Origin of the sequence: Citrobacter sp. TBCS-14, assembly GCF_005280805.1 — a bacterium.
GTDB lineage: Bacteria > Pseudomonadota > Gammaproteobacteria > Enterobacterales > Enterobacteriaceae > Citrobacter > Citrobacter gillenii.
Genome location: NZ_SZWM01000309.1, coordinates 1 through 543 on the forward strand (window position 1 = coordinate 1; position 543 = coordinate 543).

Genomic DNA, 543 nt, shown 5'->3' on the forward strand with positions numbered 1-543 from the left:
AAATGCCCATCGGGATACCGTAAATCAGTTCCAGGGTTTCACTACGCATCAGTTCCGCGGGCGTTCCCTGGGCAATCATTTCACCGCCGCGCAGCGCGACCAGGTAATCACAGTAGCGGGCCGCCATGTTGATATCATGCAGTACGGCAACCACAGTCAACCCACGCTGTTGGCTCAAGCGATGCACCAACGCCAGCACATCANACGGCGATCACCGTCAGTCCGCGCTGCTGGCTTAAGCGGTGCACCAGCGCCAGTACATCAACCTGATGCGCGATATCCAGCGCCGAAGTCGGTTCGTCAAGCAGCAGGCAGCGGCTGTCCTGCGCCACCAGCATGGCGATCCACGCACGTTGACGCTCGCCGCCAGACAAGCTATCTACCAGGCGATGCGCCAGCGGTTTGAGCCCAACAAGCGTAATTGCCTCTTCCACTTTCTCTCTGTCAGCCACGCCAAAACGTCCCAGCGCCCCATGCCACGGATAACGACCAATCGCCACCAGCTCACGTACCGTCATCCCTTCGGCCAGCGGTAACTGCTGC

The 543-nt window shown here is 59.8% G+C and carries 1 pseudogene; it reads right to left on the bottom strand.

What is annotated here, in order from left to right:
• Positions 1–543: pseudogene (locus FDX22_RS15245) on the bottom strand (ATP-binding cassette domain-containing protein); the annotation flags it as partial.